Annotated in this window: 14 protein-coding genes; 10 read left to right on the top strand and 4 right to left on the bottom strand. The window is 61.1% G+C overall.

Annotation, left to right across the window (positions count from 1 at the left end; all coding sequences use genetic code 11):
• Window positions 1–51 precede the first annotated feature (51 nt).
• Entirely contained in the window at window positions 52–852 is an 801-nt protein-coding gene (locus H043_RS0106700) for a phosphatase PAP2 family protein (RefSeq protein ID WP_027611207.1), read from the top strand.
• Window positions 853–941: 89 nt separating this feature from the next.
• On the opposite strand, the gene H043_RS0106695 is transcribed toward H043_RS0106700, so the two are convergent.
• Entirely contained in the window at window positions 942–1,346 is a 405-nt protein-coding gene (locus tag H043_RS0106695; protein WP_027611206.1) for an RNA-binding S4 domain-containing protein, read from the bottom strand.
• A 234-nt stretch (window positions 1,347–1,580) separates the two neighbouring features.
• On the opposite strand from H043_RS0106695, the gene H043_RS0106690 reads away from it, so the two are divergent.
• Both H043_RS0106690 and rimK read left to right on the top strand, forming a co-directional pair.
• Window positions 1,581–2,042: an ATP-dependent zinc protease gene (locus H043_RS0106690; RefSeq protein ID WP_007964698.1), complete on the top strand. Its 462-nt coding sequence runs from the start codon at window positions 1,581–1,583 to the stop codon at window positions 2,040–2,042.
• The gene (gene rimK / locus H043_RS0106685) at window positions 2,039–2,944 is read left to right on the top strand and encodes a 30S ribosomal protein S6--L-glutamate ligase (RefSeq protein ID WP_007949201.1); all 906 of its coding nucleotides are present in this window, start codon (window positions 2,039–2,041) and stop codon (window positions 2,942–2,944) included. Before H043_RS0106690 ends, rimK begins: the two co-directional genes overlap by 4 nt.
• Window positions 2,945–3,074: 130 nt before the next feature.
• Here the strand turns inward: rimK and H043_RS0106680 are convergent, their stop codons facing one another.
• Both H043_RS0106680 and ompR read right to left on the bottom strand, forming a co-directional pair.
• Window positions 3,075–4,388, bottom strand: a complete 1,314-nt coding sequence (locus H043_RS0106680) for an ATP-binding protein (protein ID WP_027611205.1) — start codon at window positions 4,386–4,388, stop codon at window positions 3,075–3,077.
• A gap of 114 nt (window positions 4,389–4,502) precedes the next feature.
• Window positions 4,503–5,243 carry a two-component system response regulator OmpR gene (gene ompR / locus H043_RS0106675; protein ID WP_003220637.1) on the bottom strand — a complete coding sequence of 247 codons (741 nt, stop codon included), beginning with the start codon at window positions 5,241–5,243 and terminating at the stop codon, window positions 4,503–4,505.
• Between the two features lie 358 nt (window positions 5,244–5,601).
• Between ompR and H043_RS0106670 the strand changes: the two genes are divergently transcribed.
• The 7 genes from H043_RS0106670 to tauD all read left to right on the top strand — a co-directional run bounded on the left by H043_RS0106670 (window position 5,602) and on the right by tauD (window position 14,034).
• On the top strand, window positions 5,602–7,926 hold the full coding sequence (locus tag H043_RS0106670; RefSeq protein WP_007964702.1) for a Tex family protein: 2,325 nt from the start codon (window positions 5,602–5,604) through the stop codon (window positions 7,924–7,926).
• Window positions 7,926–8,309 (top strand): PaaI family thioesterase, encoded by a 384-nt coding sequence (locus tag H043_RS28955; protein WP_049827816.1) that lies wholly within the window; start codon window positions 7,926–7,928, stop codon window positions 8,307–8,309. The genes H043_RS0106670 and H043_RS28955 overlap by 1 nt, the downstream gene beginning before the upstream one ends.
• A 318-nt stretch (window positions 8,310–8,627) precedes the next feature.
• Window positions 8,628–10,211 carry a glutamate--cysteine ligase gene (gene gshA, locus H043_RS0106660; RefSeq protein ID WP_027611204.1) on the top strand — a complete coding sequence of 528 codons (1,584 nt, stop codon included), beginning with the start codon at window positions 8,628–8,630 and terminating at the stop codon, window positions 10,209–10,211.
• 220 nt (window positions 10,212–10,431) lie between these two features.
• Window positions 10,432–11,409, top strand: a complete 978-nt coding sequence (tauA, locus tag H043_RS0106655) for a taurine ABC transporter substrate-binding protein (RefSeq protein ID WP_027611203.1) — start codon at window positions 10,432–10,434, stop codon at window positions 11,407–11,409.
• Window positions 11,410–11,425: 16 nt separating this feature from the next.
• Window positions 11,426–12,220, top strand: a complete 795-nt coding sequence (gene tauB, locus H043_RS0106650) for a taurine ABC transporter ATP-binding subunit (RefSeq protein ID WP_027611202.1) — start codon at window positions 11,426–11,428, stop codon at window positions 12,218–12,220.
• Window positions 12,217–13,050 carry a taurine ABC transporter permease TauC gene (gene tauC / locus H043_RS0106645; RefSeq protein ID WP_027611201.1) on the top strand — a complete coding sequence of 278 codons (834 nt, stop codon included), beginning with the start codon at window positions 12,217–12,219 and terminating at the stop codon, window positions 13,048–13,050. The genes tauB and tauC overlap by 4 nt, the downstream gene beginning before the upstream one ends.
• A 141-nt stretch (window positions 13,051–13,191) precedes the next feature.
• Window positions 13,192–14,034: a taurine dioxygenase gene (gene tauD, locus H043_RS0106640; RefSeq protein WP_027611200.1), complete on the top strand. Its 843-nt coding sequence runs from the start codon at window positions 13,192–13,194 to the stop codon at window positions 14,032–14,034.
• A gap of 164 nt (window positions 14,035–14,198) precedes the next feature.
• Here tauD and mgrA read toward each other — a convergent pair whose 3' ends face one another.
• Window positions 14,199–15,236: an L-glyceraldehyde 3-phosphate reductase gene (gene mgrA, locus H043_RS0106635; RefSeq protein WP_027611199.1), complete on the bottom strand. Its 1,038-nt coding sequence runs from the start codon at window positions 15,234–15,236 to the stop codon at window positions 14,199–14,201.
• Window positions 15,237–15,322: the final 86 nt, after the last annotated feature.

Here is a 15,322-nt window from a genome sequence, read left to right as displayed (position 1 = left end):
CGCTTCTCCGCACCCGTTTGGTGCGAAATGTTCAGCCACGGGAGGCATTTTATGAACAATCCGGGTTTGTTCCAATCAAGGTGGAACCTCGGCCGGCTGGTTCTGTGCAACGTAGTGCCATTAGCGCTACTGGCTTTCTGGTTATGGCCTACGGGCCAGATGCTGTGTGTGATTTTCGACGAGTGGCTGTTCCGCTCACTCAATGCACCACTGGCCAGCAACCCCATATGGCTCCACATCTGGGCAATTGCAAGTCTGCGTCCGTTCGACATTGTCGTCGGACTGATTCTGCTGACGCTGCTGATCAAGGGTGACTGGGTGTTCAAGGCGATTGATGTACGTCGCGCCTTCTTCGGTTTTTTCTCGATTCTGCTGCTGATGGTGGTGATTCGCGCGCTGTTTTCCAAATTCGCCGACTACATGGACTGGCAGCACAGCAGCCCATCGATGGTGCTGGAAGGCGCGGTGCACCTGAGCGACTATTTCCCGCATCTGGAAAAAGCCTGGGAGCTGAAGGATCGCTCGAGCCAGAGCTTCCCCGGTGACCACGCTTCGGTGTTGCTGATCTGGGCGCTGTTCATGGGCGTGTTCAGTCGCTCAGTCGGCCAGTTCCTGACGATCTGGGGCCTGGCGTTGCTGTTCATGCTGCCACGTCTGGTGGCCGGCGCGCATTGGGGCCAGGACGATTACATCGGCGGCATGCTGCTGGCGGTGTGGGCGTTGGGCTGGGGTTACTACACGCCGTTTGCCTATCACGCCGCCAACTTCTGGCTGAAGGTGACTGCGCCGGTTTTCGCTTTGCTGGGCAAGCTGCCGCTGGTTTCGCGGATGAATGTGGTGTCTGCCCGTTAATGGGTTGAATGCTGAAAAGATCGCAGCCTGCGGCAGCTCCTACATGGGAATACATTTTCCTGTAGGAGCTGCCGCAGGCTGCGATCTTTTTATTCGTGGCTGTTCCCACGAAATTTAAACAGATCCCGCCGCTGCTTCTTGCTCGGTTTGCCGTCGGTACTCACACCTAACGCCCCGGCCTTGCGCATCGCCGCTGCCGCTTCACGTTTGGCAATACTCGCCTCGGTCTCGGTATACAGCGTCTGCGCCTCGGGTGCGCCGCGACGTACGATCGACAAGGCTTCAACCCTCACCGTGCGCTCTTCAAAGCCGGTACGAATCTCGAATTCATCGCCAATGCGCGGCTCTTTGCCAGGCTTGCAGCGGTCGCCTCGGCAATGCACCTTGCCACTCTCGATGGCCGCTTTGGCCAGGGCCCGGGTTTTATAAAAGCGCGCCGCCCACAACCACTTGTCGAGACGGACCTTGTCGTCCTCTTCGCTTTTTTGTGCCATGGAATTTCCTCATTCTGAAATATTGATGAACTGTACTACCGTTTCTGTCGTGCCATGAATGACCCCGTCCCGGATTACAATGCACACCAGCCGACACCTGCTTGAGGGGTCGGCGATCCGGGCCGTAGATATCTGTCGCCTTTTAACCCTTATTCTGCGTGAATACCGCGAATTCGGCCGCACGCGGCCCGAGCGGTTTCTGCCGGTTGAGCACCTTTGAAGACATTTGACCATTTGACCGTTGTCGGTCTGCGCGAGTGGGTGGCGCTCCCTGATCTGGGAGTCGCCGGCCTGCGGGCGAAAATCGATACCGGCGCCAGCACCTCCAGCCTGCATGCCACCGACATCGAGCCGTTCGAACGCGACGGCGAGAAGTGGGTGCGTTTCACCGCGCACCTGGGCACGGTGGTGCAGTTACGTCACCGGCGCTGCGAAGCGCCGCTGGTTACGCGCAAAACCATTAAAAGCTCCAACGGCCAGGCGCAGGTGCGCTATGTGATCAGCACCACCCTGGCCCTCGGTGATCGGGTCTGGGCAGTCGAGTTCACCCTCGCCTGCCGCAAGTCCATGCGCTATCGCCTGTTGCTCGGTTCCAAAGCCCTGATCGATGGCCAACTGGTGGTCAATCCGGGCATCAAATATGTACAAGACAAGCCGGTGTTCCCGGTATCTACCTCCTCCACAGGTGTTGCATGAAGATCGCTGTGCTGTCGCGGAATCCGCGTCTGTATTCCACCCGTCGTCTGGTCGAGGCCGGCACCGAGCGCGGGCATGAAATGGTGGTGATCGACACCCTGCGCGCCTACATGAACATCGCCAGCCACAAGCCGCAGATCCACTATCGCGGCAAGCCGCTGGAAGGCTTCGATGCGGTAATCCCGCGGATCGGTGCGTCGGTGACGTTCTACGGTTGCGCCGTGTTGCGCCAGTTCGAAATGATGGGGGTGTTTCCGCTCAACGAATCGGTGGCCATCGCCCGCTCGCGGGACAAACTGCGTTCGCTGCAACTGCTGTCGCGTCGTGGCATCGGCCTGCCGGTCACCGGTTTCGCTCACTCGCCGGATGACATTCCCGACCTGATCGACATGGTCAACGGCGCGCCGCTGGTAATCAAGGTGCTGGAAGGCACCCAAGGCATCGGTGTGGTGCTGTGCGAAACCGCTACGGCTGCCGAATCGGTGATCGAGGCGTTCATGGGCCTGAAGCAGAACATCATGGTCCAGGAATACATCAAGGAAGCCGGCGGTGCCGACATCCGCTGCTTCGTGGTCGGCGACAAGGTGATCGCAGCGATGAAGCGTCAGGCCAAGCCTGGGGAATTCCGCTCCAACCTGCACCGAGGCGGCAGCGCCAGCCTGATCAAGATCACCCCGGAAGAACGCATGACCGCGTTGCGCGCGGCCAAGGTCATGGGGCTGGCCGTGGCGGGTGTGGATATCCTGCGCTCGAACCATGGGCCGCTGGTGATGGAGGTGAACTCGTCGCCGGGCCTGGAAGGGATCGAGACCACCACCGGTAAGAACGTGGCGGGGATCATCATCGAACACCTTGAGAAAAATGGCGGGCCGAACATGACCCGGACCAAAGGCAAAGGCTGATCCGTTTGAAATGTGGTGGCTGACAGGCCGCCTTCGCGAGCAAGCCCGCTCCCACATTTTGGAATGCGTTCCCCTGTGGGAGCGGGCTTGCTCGCGAAGGGGCCATCAGCCCCGCTGAATATCCCGATCGTCAGACCGCATCGCGCGGCAACATCAACCCCAATGGCAACCGCACCCGCGCTTCCAGTCCGCCTCCGGAGCGGTTGCGCAGCTCGACATTGCCGCCATGCATCGAAGCAATCCGCTTCACGATCGCCAACCCCAGCCCCGTACCTTTCCCGCCCCGGGCACGGTCGCCACGGGTGAACGGGTTGAAGATCGCCTCAAGCTCCGACGGATCGATCCCCGCCCCCCGGTCCATCACGCTCAACACCACGTACGGCGCGCTGGTATCACCGGACACATAAGCCGCGACCTCGACGCCACTGCCGGCATGGTTCAGGGCGTTGCCGATCAGGTTGTTCAGCAGGCGTTTCATCGACACTCGACGCAACGGAAACGGCTGGATCGGTTCCAGACGCAGACGCACTTTCTCTTCGCTCTGGTTGTACGGCGCGGCCACCTCACGCACCAGATCGCTCAAGTCCACTTCCTCCACCGACTCGTCACGACCGTCGCGAATGAACGCGAGGAACTGGTCGAGAATCGCGTCCATGTCTTCGATGTCGCGCACCATGTCATCGGTCAGATCGTTGCGATCACCCATCAGCTCCAGCGACAGACGCAAGCGGGTCAGCGGCGTGCGCAAATCATGGGAGACCCCCGCCAGCATCAGCTCACGCTCACGGCCGGCCTGCTCAACGTCTTCGGCCATCTGGTTGAAGGCGCGATACACCTCGGTCATCTCACTGGGTGTATCGCTGATCGGCAAACGCACGCTTCGGCCCTGGCCGAGTTGTCGGGCGGCGTACACCAAGCGCTTCAATGGCTGGTTGAGCTGGCTGACGAAAATCCATGCAGAGGCGGTGGACAGCAAGCCAATGGCGAGGAACCAGCCGAGTACGTTCCAGATTTTCTGGCCGCGCAATGGATGCGGGTACAGCGGCACTTTCAGCCAGCCGTCACCGAGGCTTGGTGCACGCACCCACAGCGCCGGCGGCGAGTGCATGCGCAAGCGCACTTCGGTGTCGGCGCCCAGTTCTGCCTGCATCTGCCGCTGATAGATTTCACTGTAAGGCCAGTGTTGTTCGCCCTCCGGTACACCGGCGCCGACTACCCGGATCAGGGTTGCGGCATCGGCAATCTTTGCGCGATTTTCTTCATCGGCCGCCCAATAGGCGCGCAACGTCAGGGCAACGCCGTGGCTGTATTGGCGATCCACCAGCACGTCCTCGTTCATCAACAGATAAACCAGGGTCAGCGCCTTGGAAAACAGCACGACGATGAGCACCAGCCACAGGGTGCGGGAGAAAAAACTTTGGGGGAACCAGACGGGGGTTTTCATCGATAACCGTTACACACTTGCAGGAGCGAGCCATGCTCGCATATTGCGGATTGCGAGTCTGCGTAGAGGGTCGATCAACCCGGTCTGCGCAGACCCGCTCCTACAAATCGCCGATCACTTGGTAGCGGCGCCATCCGGTACGAACACGTAGCCCACGCCCCAGACCGTCTGGATGTAACGCGGTTTCGACGGATCCGGCTCGATCATCCGGCGCAGACGGGAAATCTGCACGTCGATGGAACGCTCTAGCGCATCCCATTCGCGACCACGGGCCAGGTTCATCAGTTTGTCGCGGGTCAGCGGCTGACGCGCGTTCATTACCAGCGCCTTGAGTACCGCAAACTCACCGGTGGTGAGCATGTGCACTTCTTCGCCACGTTTCAGCTCGCGGGTCGCCAGCGACAGCACGTAATCACCGAAGGTGACGTTTTCGTCTTCGCTGCCCGGCGCGCCCGGCACCGGTGCGGCCTGACGCCGCAGAACGGCTTTGACCCGCGCCATCAGCTCGTCCGGGTTGAACGGCTTGGCCAGATAGTCATCGGCGCCCAGCTCCAGGCCTTTGATGCGGCTCATCTCATCGCCCTTGGCGGTGAGCATGATGATCGGAATCTGATTGTTCGCCGCTCGCAGGCGACGGCAGGCGGTCAGGCCGTCTTCGCCCGGCAGCATCAGGTCGAGGACGACCAGATTGAACACTTCACGCGACAGCAGACGGTCCATTTGCTCGGTGTTCGGTACGGCACGGGCACGGTAGCCCTTGCTGACGAAGAAACGTTCCAGCAGGCTGCTCAGCCCCGGATCGTCGTCAACAATTAGAATTTTTTCGCCTTCAGCATTGTTTGCAGTGCTGCTCATTGGATGCTCCTTTTAGCTCGGCGCGCATTATGGCGTAGCTGCCGTTATACGCACCGTGTGCATTGTTAGCAGATTTTTCCTTCACTGCCAGAAAACCGGGGTTTCTACCTACAGACTGCTACACCCCCGAATGACAGAACGCTGGTTATAATGCGCGGCGTTTTGTGCCAGGCAACGTCTGAATCGTTACCGCAGGTGGCCGCGATATTTTCCGGGCCTGCGCAGTAATTATTCGATTTCACGGGTCAATGGGGTGCCTTTTGACCCAGGCAGCGGCAATTTTCTAGCCGCTCAACCAGACTCCGGGCCTTTATTTCCGTGCCTGCGAGCCTGCTTTCACAATATGTCAGGTGGTTTTATGGACAGCATCAACAGCCGCATCGCCGAGGAACTCGGCGTACGCCCGCAACAGGTCGAAGCGGCCGTCGCGCTACTCGATGAAGGCTCTACCGTTCCCTTCATCGCCCGTTACCGGAAAGAAGTCACCGGCAGCCTCGATGACACCCAGTTGCGTCATCTGGAGGAGCGTCTGCGCTACCTGCGAGAACTCGACGAACGGCGCATCAGCATCCTCGCCAGCATCCAAGAGCAGGGCAAACTCACCCCTGCCCTCGAACGCGACATCAAGCTCGCCGACACCAAGACCCGCCTCGAAGACTTGTACCTGCCGTACAAGCAGAAGCGCCGCACCAAGGGCCAGATTGCCCTGGAAGCCGGCCTCGGCGAGCTGGCCGACGGCCTGTTCAACGACCCGAACCTGACGCCAGAAACCGAAGCCGCACGCTTCGTCGACGCCGAGAAAGGCGTAGCCGACGTGAAAGCTGCGCTGGAAGGCGCCAAGTACATCCTGATGGAACGCTTCGCCGAAGACGCCAGCCTGCTGGAGAAGCTGCGCAACTTCCTCAAGCAGGAAGCGACCATCAGCGCCCGCGTGATCGCCGGCAAGGAAGAAGAAGGCGCGAAGTTCCGCGACTACTTCGAACACGACGAGCCGCTGAAAAGCATGCCGTCGCACCGCGCACTCGCGATTTTCCGGGGCCGCAACGAAGGCATCCTCAGCTCCGCGCTAAAAGTCGGCGACGAACTGCCGGGCACCATGCACCCGTGCGAAGGCATGATCGGCCAGCAATTCGGCATCCAGAATCAGAACCGCCCGGCCGACAAATGGCTCGGTGAAGTGGTGCGCTGGACCTGGAAGGTCAAGCTCTACACGCACCTGGAAACCGACCTGCTCGGCGAGCTGCGCGACGGCGCCGAAACCGAGGCGATCAACGTCTTCGCCCACAACCTGCACGACCTGCTGCTGGCCGCGCCGGCCGGCCCGCGTGCAACTCTGGGCCTCGACCCGGGCCTGCGTACCGGCTGCAAAGTCGCGGTGGTCGACTCCACCGGCAAGCTGCTCGATCACGCCACGGTTTACCCGCACGTGCCGCACAACAAATGGGATCAGACCATCGCGATTCTGGCCGCCCTGTGCGCCAAGCACTCGGTTGACCTGATCGCCATCGGCAACGGCACCGCCAGCCGCGAAACCGACAAACTGGCGATCGAGCTGATCAAAAAATACCCAGCAATGAAGATGACCAAGGTCATGGTCTCCGAGGCCGGTGCATCGGTGTACTCGGCGTCGGAACTGGCTGCCAAGGAATTCCCGGATCTGGACGTGTCGATCCGTGGCGCGGTGTCCATCGCCCGTCGTCTGCAGGATCCACTGGCTGAACTGGTGAAAATCGATCCGAAATCCATCGGTGTCGGCCAGTACCAGCACGACGTGTCGCAGCTGAAACTGGCGCGTGGTCTGGATGCGGTGGTCGAGGACTGCGTAAACGCCGTCGGCGTCGATGTAAACACCGCCTCGGTGGCCTTGCTGGCGCGGATTTCCGGCCTCAACGCGACCCTGGCGCAGAACATCGTCGCTCACCGTGACGAGCACGGCGCATTCAAGACCCGTGCGGCGCTGAAGAAAGTCGCGCGTCTGGGCGAGAAAACCTTTGAACAGGCCGCAGGTTTCCTGCGCGTGATGAACGGCGACAACCCGCTCGATTCCTCGGCTGTTCACCCGGAAGCCTATCCACTGGTACAGCGCATCGCCGCTGAAACCGACCGCGACATTCGCTCGCTGATCGGCGACGCCGCGTTCCTCAAGCGTCTGGACCCGAAGAAGTTCACCGACGAGACCTTCGGTCTGCCCACCGTCACCGACATTCTGCAAGAACTGGAAAAACCGGGTCGCGACCCGCGTCCGGAGTTCAAGACCGCCGAGTTCCAGGAAGGCGTCGAAGACCTGAAAGACCTGCAACTGGGGATGATCCTCGAAGGCGTCGTCACCAACGTGACCGCGTTCGGCGCGTTCGTCGACATCGGCGTGCATCAGGACGGTCTGGTGCACATCTCGGCGTTGTCGGAGAAGTTCATCAAGGACCCACGCGAAGCGGTGAAGGCCGGTGACGTGGTGAAAGTGAAGGTCATGGAAGTCGACATCCCGCGCAAACGCGTCGGCCTGTCGATGCGCATGAGCGACACCCCAGGCGAGAAAATCGACGGTGCCCGTGGTTCGCGTCCGGGCTCGGCACCGCGCCAGTCGTCGAACAACGCGCCACGCAAGGAAACGGCCACAGCCGCACCGGTGAACAACGCCATGGCTTCGCTGTTCGCCAACGCCAAGCAGTTGAAGAAACGCTGATGGAGATCCCGGCCGGGCTCGTCGAGAGCGCGTTTTTCAAGCTGTTGGGCTGCCGCCTGCACAGCCTGGAAACCGGGGTGGCGCAAGTCACCCTGGTGCTGGAACCGCAACTGCGCAATCGCGGCGGCAAATTGCACGGTGGCGCGCTGTTCAGCCTGGTCGATATCGCCATGGGGCTGGCCTGTTCCAGCACCCACGGCTTCGATCAGCAGAGCGCGACCATCGAGTGCAAGATCAACTACATCCGCGCCGTATCCGACGGTGAGGTGCTGTGCACGGCGCGGGTGATCCACCCGGGCCGCCGCACGCTGGTGGTCGAGGCCGACGTGATGCAGGGCGACAAACTGGTCGCAAAAGCGCAAGGCACGTTCGCTGTCCTGTAGATGTTGTTCATCATTTTGAGTTAATTTCGGCGCTGTGATCGCAGCGTCGAGCTTTTCTGTGGGAGCGGGCTTGCTCGCGAAGGCGGTGTGTCAGGCAAATTGATGTTGACTGACACGCCCTCTTCGCGAGCAAGCCCGCTCCCACAGGGATCGCATAATCTTCGCGTGCATCTGCCAGATTCAGGGATTGAAGTCGGCGGTTCGAAAGGGGCTTCGTGAGCCCGAAAAACCAGGCGAAAACGCCAGTTTCAACTTCACCCTTGTAGACCGTCCTGCCCACCCCCATATTGGGGCGACTGACGCGTGAAGGAATCCAAATTGAGCGAACTTCTCAACCGCCGCCTGGCTCTGCTCGGCGAGCGCGCCAACCTCTCTCTGCTCGAACAGTGCCTCCACGGTATCGAACGTGAATGCCTGCGCGTGACCAGTGAAGGTCGTCTGGCGCAAACGCCGCACCCGGAAGCCTTGGGTTCCGCGCTGACCAATGAACAGATCACCACCGACTATTCCGAGTCGCTGCTGGAATTCATCACCCCCGCCCTGCCCGATCCGGCTGACACCCTGGCGAGCCTGGACAAGATTCATCGCTTTGCCTACAGCAAGCTCGGCAACGAGTACCTGTGGAGTCCATCGATGCCGTGCCCGTTGCCGGCCGAGGAAGACATCCCGATCGCCTATTACGGCACCTCCAACATCGGTCAGCTCAAGTACGTCTACCGCAAGGGCCTGGCCCTGCGGTACGGCAAGACCATGCAGTGCATCGCCGGGATTCACTACAACTTTTCCCTGCCGGAAAAGCTCTGGCCGCTGCTGCGCGAAGCCGAGGGTTTTGTCGGCACCGACCGCGACTTCCAGTCATCCTCGTACATCGCGCTGATCCGTAACTTCCGCCGCTACAGCTGGCTGCTGATGTACCTGTTCGGTGCTTCGCCAGCGCTGGACGCAGGCTTCCTGCGCGGCCGTTCGCACCAGTTGGAACAACTGGATCCGGACACCCTGTATCTGCCGTACGCCACCAGCCTGCGCATGAGCGACCTCGGTTACCAGAGCAACGCCCAGGCCGGCCTGACGCCGTGCTACAACGATCTGGCGAGCTACACCGACAGCCTGCGCAAGGCCGTGGCCACGCCATACCCGCCGTACGTGGAAGTCGGCACGCACCAGGATGGCGAGTGGGTACAGCTCAACACCAACATCCTGCAGATCGAAAACGAGTACTACTCCAACATCCGCCCGAAACGCGTGACCTACACCGGCGAGCGGCCGATCCAGGCCCTGATGGCCCGGGGCATTCAGTACGTCGAAGTGCGTTGCCTGGATATCAACCCGTTCCTGCCGATGGGCATCGACGTCACCGAATCGCGCTTCCTCGACGCGTTCCTGCTGTATTGCGCGCTGAACGACAGTCCGCTGCTGACCAACACTTCGTGCGGCAATGCCACTTCTAACTTCCTCAGCGTGGTCAAGGAAGGTCGCCGTCCGGGCCTGCAATTGCAGCGCGACGGTGAAGCGGTCGAATTGAAGGTTTGGGCAACCGATCTGCTGGAAAAAATCGCACCGCTGGCGGCATTGCTCGATCAGAGCCATGGCGGCGACGCACACAGCAAGGCGCTCGACGCGCAACTGGCCAAGGTCAAGGATTCGTCCCTGACCCCATCGGCCCAAGTGCTGGCGACCATGGCCGAGCACAAGGAAAGCTTCGCGCAATTCTCCCTGCGCCAGAGTCAGGCGCATGCCGAGTTCTTCCGCAGCGAGCCGTTGGCTGCTGATGAACAGGCGAAGTTTGAAGAGCTGGCGCGCTCGTCACTGGCGCAACAGGCGGAGCTGGAGCAGAACGAGGTCGGCGATTTCGATGTGTTTGTCGGGTCGTATCAGGCGAGTATTCTGGCGATCAGCAACTGACATCAGAAGGCTCTTCGAACCTTTTCGCGAGCAGGCTCGCTCCCACATTAGATTGCAATCTCCTGTGGGAGCGAGCCTGCTCGCGAATGACCGCGCAGCGGCCAGGCTTAGATTTTTCCGCTCATAAGCTAAGTCTAAAAAGTTATTTATTTTTAGATTCTTAGATCATTTAGTCTCCTTTCACGCCGATCGTCGGTCGCCTGATTTGGAGCACTCCCCCATGAAACTGAATTTCCCGCTTCGCCTGCTGGCCGTGGCCTCGTTGGCTGCTGCGAGCTTTCTGGCGCAGGCTGCCGACCTTACCGTCGCCTACCAGACCACCGTTGACCCGGCGAAAGTCGCCCAGGCCGATGGCGCCTACGAAAAAGCCACCAAGGCCGACATCAGCTGGCGCAAGTTCGACAACGGCGCCGACATCATCGCCGCGATCGCGTCCGGTGACGTGCAGATCGGCTACCTCGGTTCCAGCCCGCTGACCGCTGCGATCACCCGCAAGGTTCCGGTGGAAACCTTCCTCATCGCCACCCAGATCGGCGCCGCCGAAGCACTGGTCGCTCGCGACGGTTCCGGAATCAAGAGTCCGCAGGATCTGGTCGGCAAGAAAATCGCCGTGCCGTTCGTGTCCACCGGTCACTACAGCCTGCTCGCGGCGTTGAAGCACTGGAACATCGACCCGTCGAAAGTCACCGTGCTCAACCTCGCCCCGCCAGCGATCATCGCCGCGTGGAAACGCGGTGATATCGACGCCACTTACGTGTGGGATCCGGCCCTCGGTGTGGCCAAGGAAAACGGCAAAGTGCTGATCACCTCCGGCGAACTGGCCAAGTTCGGCGCGCCGACCTTCGATGCCTGGATCGTGCGCAAGGACTTCGCCGAGAAGCACCCGGAAATCGTCACCGCGTTCGCCAAGGTCACCCTCGACGCCTACGCCGATTACCGCAAGGATCCTAAAGCCTGGCTCGCCGACCAGTCCCACGTCGACAAGCTGGTGAAGCTTTCCGGCGCCAAGGCCAGCGACATTCCATCGCTGCTGCAGGGCAACGTCTACCCGCTGGCGGCTGATCAGGTGATCAGCCTCGGCGCGCCGACCACCAAAGCCATTACCGACACCGCCGCGTTCCTCAAGGAGCAAGGCAAGGTCGAAGCCGTACTGCCGGACTACGCGCCGTACGTCAGCGCCAAATACATCACTAACTGATCGGGAGTTGACTGCGATGGCCTTGCTACAGCTGGAGCGCATCAGCGCACAGTATCCCGGCAGCCCGGAACCGGTGCTGGCGGACATTTCCCTGACCCTCGGGCCTCAGCAATTGCTGGTCGCCCTCGGCCCGTCCGGCAGTGGCAAGACTTCGCTGTTGAACCTGATTGCCGGCTTCGTTGAACCCAGCGCCGGGCGCATCACCCTCGACGGCGTGCCGGTCAAAGGCCCGAGCGCCGAACGTGGCGTGGTGTTCCAGGATGATGCGCTGCTGCCTTGGCAGGATGTGCTGGCTAACGTGGCTTTCGGTCTGGAACTGGCCGGTGTTGCCAAGGACAAACGCGAAAAGATCGCCCGGGAAATGCTCGCGCTGGTCGACCTTTCCGGTTTCGAAAATCGCCGCATCTGGCAACTCTCCGGCGGCCAGAAACAGCGCGTCGGCCTGGCCCGCGCCCTCGCCGCCGACCCGCGCGTGCTGCTGATGGACGAACCCTTCGGCGCCCTCGACGCATTCACCCGCGAGCAGATGCAGGAGCTATTGCTGCAAGTCTGGCAGCGCACCGCCAAACCGGTGTTCCTGATTACCCACGACATCGAAGAAGCGGTATTCCTCGCCACTGACCTGATTCTGCTGGCGCCGAATCCGGGGCAGATCGTCGAGCGTCTGCAGCTGGATTTCGGTCAACGCTACGCCGCCGGTGAGTCGGCGCGGGCGATCAAATCCGACCCGCGTTTTATCGAAACCCGCGAGCACGTGCTGAGCAAAGTGTTCTCGCAACGCAGCGCCGTACAACGGCAGGAGCGCGCATGAGCAGTTACGACGTTTCCGCCCCGGCAGTGAAAACCCCATCGGTGGCGATTCCGCAGCGCCGCAGCCTCAGTACGCGGTGGATCAGCCTGCTGACCCTGTTCGCCTTGCTGGTGATCTGGTGGGCCGTGACCGCCAGCGGTTTGATCGAACCGCTGTTCCTGCCGCCACCGTCCGCCGTCCTGCAAAAAGGCTGGTTGCTGGCGACCAGCGGTTACATGGATTCGACCCTGTGGCAGCACCTGGGCGCGAGCCTGAGCCGCATCGGTCTGGGCCTCGGTTTCGCGATTCTGACCGCGGTGCCGGTGGGCATTGCCATCGGCGCCAACCGTATTGCCCGTGGTGTGCTTGATCCGTTGATCGAGTTCTACCGGCCGATTCCGCCATTGGCTTATCTGCCGCTGATCGTGATCTGGTGCGGTATCGGCGAGCTGTCGAAAGTGCTGCTGATCTACCTGGCGATTTTTGCGCCGATCGCCATCGCGACAGCCACCGGTGTGCGCACTGTAGACCCGGCAAAATTGCGCGCTGCGCAGTCGCTCGGTGCCACTCGCGCACAACTGATCCGCCATGTGATTTTGCCGAGCGCCCTGCCGGACATCCTCACCGGTGTGCGCATTGGTCTGGGCGTTGGCTGGTCGACCCTGGTCGCGGCCGAACTGATCGCCGCCACCAGCGGTTTGGGGTTCATGGTGCAGTCGGCTGCGCAATTTCTGGTCACCGATGTGGTGGTGCTGGGGATTCTGGTGATCGCCCTGATCGCCTTCGCCATGGAAATGGGCCTGCGCGCCCTGCAGCGCAAACTGGTGCCGTGGCACGGCCAAACCCACTGACAAATTTCATGTGCCCCCTGTGGGAGCGAGCCTGCTCGCGAAAGCGTCGGATCAGTCACCGCACTCTCGCCTGACACTCAGCATTCGCGAGCAGGCTCGCTCCCACAAAAGCATCACACCCCGAATTCGAAGAGAAAGACCATGAGCAGCCTGACCATCACCCCATTAAGCTCGGCCCTCGGCGCGCAGATCAGCGGCGTCGACGTCAGCCAGCCGTTGAACCTGGAACAGCGCGATGACATTGAGCAGGCGCTGCTCAAGTACCAGGTGCTGTTCTTCCGCAACCAGCCGATCGAGCCATCGCAACAGGCGCGTTTCGCCGCGTATTTTGGCGACCTGCACATTCACCCGATCTACCCGAACGTGCCGGAGCAGCCCGAAGTGCTGATCCTCGACACCGCGGTCACCGATGTCCGTGACAACGCGATCTGGCACACCGACGTGACCTTCCTGCCAACGCCGGCGATGGGCGCGGTGCTCAGCGCCAAACTGCTGCCAGAGTTCGGCGGCGATACGTTGTGGGCCAGCGGGATTGCCGCGTATGAAGCACTGTCGGCACCGATGAAAAAGCTGCTCGAAGGGCTGACCGCGACTCACGATTTCACCCGTTCGTTTCCGCTGGAACGCTACGGCAATACGCCGCAAGCCCTGGCGCAGTGGGAAGAAGCAAGGCGCAAGAATCCGCCGCTGTCGCACCCGGTAATCCGCACTCACCCGGTGAGCGGACGCCGTTCGTTGTTCGTCAACGAAGGCTTTACCTCGAAGATTAACGAGCTGTCGGAAACCGAGAGCGAAGCGATTCTGAAATTCCTGTTCGCTCATGCAACGCGGCCGGAATTCACCATTCGCTGGCGCTGGCAGCAGGACGATATTGCCTTCTGGGACAACCGCGTGACCCAACATTACGCGGTGGATGATTACCGTCCGGCACGACGGGTGATGCAGCGGGCTACGGTGTTGGGGGATGTGCCGTTCTTCAAATAAGGCCTGATTGCTGTGTTGTTTTCAAAGGCCCCTTCGCGAGCAAGCCCGCTCCCACTGTGGGATTGTGGTGCACACGAAACCAGTGTTCACCATCGATCCAATGTGGGAGCGGGCTTGCTCGCGAAGGCGTCAAAGCAGGCGCCGAATAATTCGGCGCCAGTCACTTATTCAGCGGTCGACGGCTTCTCCCACAGATTGATCCCGCCCTCCTGGGCAAACCGGTCGATCTCCGCCAGTTCCTCAGCACTGAAACTCAGATTCTTCAACGCCCCGACGTTCTCGATGATCTGCTCTGGCCGGCTCGCGCCGATCAGCGCGGAGGTCACCCGTGGATCACGCAGGGTCCAGGCCAGTGCCAGTTGCGCCAGGCTCTGGCCGCGACGTTTGGCGATCTCGTTCAACGCACGCACGTGCGCGATGTTGGCTTCAGACAGGTGCGAAGCCTGCAACGAACCACCACCCGGACGATTGACCCGCGCATCCGCCGGCACGCCGTTGAGGTATTTGTCGGTCAGCAGACCTTGCGCCAGCGGGGTGAAGGCGATCACGCCTGTGCCGAGTTCTTCGGTGGTGTCGAGCAGGTCTTTTTCGACCCAGCGATTGAGCAGGTTGTACGCCGGCTGATGAATCAGCAGCGGCACTTTCCATTCCTTGAGCAGCGCAGCGATCTCGCGGGTTTTCACCCCGGAGTACGACGAGATGCCGATGTACAGCGCCTTGCCCTGTTGCACGGCGGTGGCGAGGGCGCTGGCGGTTTCTTCCAGCGGGGTGTCCGGGTCGAAGCGGTGCGAGTAGAAGATATCCACATAGTCCAGACCGAGACGCTGCAGGCTCTGGTCGAGGCTGGCCAGCACGTATTTGCGCGAGCCGCCGCCCTGACCGTACGGGCCGGGCCACATGTCCCAACCGGCCTTGCTTGAAATGATCAGTTCATCGCGGTACTGCTTGAAGTCTTCACGCAGCAAACGACCGAAGTTGATCTCGGCGCTGCCATACGGCGGGCCGTAATTGTTGGCCAGGTCGAAGTGGTTGATCCCCAGATCGAACGCGGTACGCAGCAGGGCGCGCTGGGTGTCGATCGGCGTGCTGTCGCCGAAGTTGTGCCACAGGCCCAGCGACAGCGCCGGCAGCACCAGACCGCTGCGGCCGACGCGGCGGTAAGGAATGGAGTCGTAGCGGTTTTCGGCAGCGATGTAAGTCATCGAATCCTCTCTTGTTTGATTAACAGCAAATTGAGGGTGAATTTCAACTTTGTGGTGAGGGGATTTATCCCCGATGGACGGCGTAG

The sequence above is a fragment of the Pseudomonas sp. URIL14HWK12:I6 genome, assembly GCF_000514195.1.
Lineage (GTDB): Bacteria > Pseudomonadota > Gammaproteobacteria > Pseudomonadales > Pseudomonadaceae > Aquipseudomonas > Aquipseudomonas putida_A.
Note: the sequence above shows the minus strand (reverse complement) of the source record. Positions and strands in the feature narration are given on the sequence as shown.

Excerpts from the sequence above, each read along its gene's own strand:
- H043_RS0106700 (WP_027611207.1), top strand. The coding sequence starts at position 52 with ATGAACAATCCGGGTTTGTTCCAATCAAGGTGGAACCTCGGCCGGCTG.
- H043_RS0106695 (WP_027611206.1), bottom strand. The coding sequence starts at position 1,346 with ATGGCACAAAAAAGCGAAGAGGACGACAAGGTCCGTCTCGACAAGTGG.
- rimK (WP_007949201.1), top strand. The coding sequence starts at position 2,039 with ATGAAGATCGCTGTGCTGTCGCGGAATCCGCGTCTGTATTCCACCCGT.
- H043_RS0106680 (WP_027611205.1), bottom strand. The coding sequence starts at position 4,388 with ATGAAAACCCCCGTCTGGTTCCCCCAAAGTTTTTTCTCCCGCACCCTG.
- ompR (WP_003220637.1), bottom strand. The coding sequence starts at position 5,243 with ATGAGCAGCACTGCAAACAATGCTGAAGGCGAAAAAATTCTAATTGTT.
- H043_RS0106670 (WP_007964702.1), top strand. The coding sequence starts at position 5,602 with ATGGACAGCATCAACAGCCGCATCGCCGAGGAACTCGGCGTACGCCCG.
- H043_RS28955 (WP_049827816.1), top strand. The coding sequence starts at position 7,926 with ATGGAGATCCCGGCCGGGCTCGTCGAGAGCGCGTTTTTCAAGCTGTTG.
- tauA (WP_027611203.1), top strand. The coding sequence starts at position 10,432 with ATGAAACTGAATTTCCCGCTTCGCCTGCTGGCCGTGGCCTCGTTGGCT.
- tauB (WP_027611202.1), top strand. The coding sequence starts at position 11,426 with ATGGCCTTGCTACAGCTGGAGCGCATCAGCGCACAGTATCCCGGCAGC.
- tauC (WP_027611201.1), top strand. The coding sequence starts at position 12,217 with ATGAGCAGTTACGACGTTTCCGCCCCGGCAGTGAAAACCCCATCGGTG.
- tauD (WP_027611200.1), top strand. The coding sequence starts at position 13,192 with ATGAGCAGCCTGACCATCACCCCATTAAGCTCGGCCCTCGGCGCGCAG.
- mgrA (WP_027611199.1), bottom strand. The coding sequence starts at position 15,236 with ATGACTTACATCGCTGCCGAAAACCGCTACGACTCCATTCCTTACCGC.